The 402-nt window shown below is 28.4% G+C and carries 1 protein-coding gene; it reads right to left on the reverse strand.

Features of this window, described 5'->3' with window-relative positions; genetic code table 11:
- On the reverse strand, positions 1-402 hold a 402-nt coding region (locus EVJ24_RS15235; protein WP_131441806.1), incomplete at both ends, for an MFS transporter.

The following is a 402-nucleotide window of genomic DNA, read 5'->3' on the forward strand; positions in this document are numbered from 1 at the left end:
GCCTATCATAGATACAGAAAATCCTAGTAATAGTATTTTTTTTGCCCCAAATTTGTCAATAAGTCTTCCGCTTAAAGGAGCAGCAATACCTGCAAATAATCCCAATATAGCTACAAAATATCCCCCAGAACCAGCATTTATCTTTAATGCATTTTCAGCATACTGTGGAACGAATACCATACCCATCATTCCAATACCAACAATTAAAGATAAAATAAGTACTATCAATATTCTCGGATTTAAAAAATATTCAAAGCTTAAAATAGGGTCTTTAGCTCTATTTTCAATAAATATGAAAATAGGTATAAGTACAATAAATGTCAATAAGTATGGATAAACTGATATATCTTGTATAGAATTTTTAAAATTAAAAAAGTCTATATTCATAAGACCATATAATAG

It is taken from the genome of Exiguobacterium sp. SH1S21, from assembly GCF_004337175.1.
GTDB lineage: Bacteria > Bacillota > Bacilli > Exiguobacteriales > Exiguobacteriaceae > Exiguobacterium > Exiguobacterium aurantiacum_A.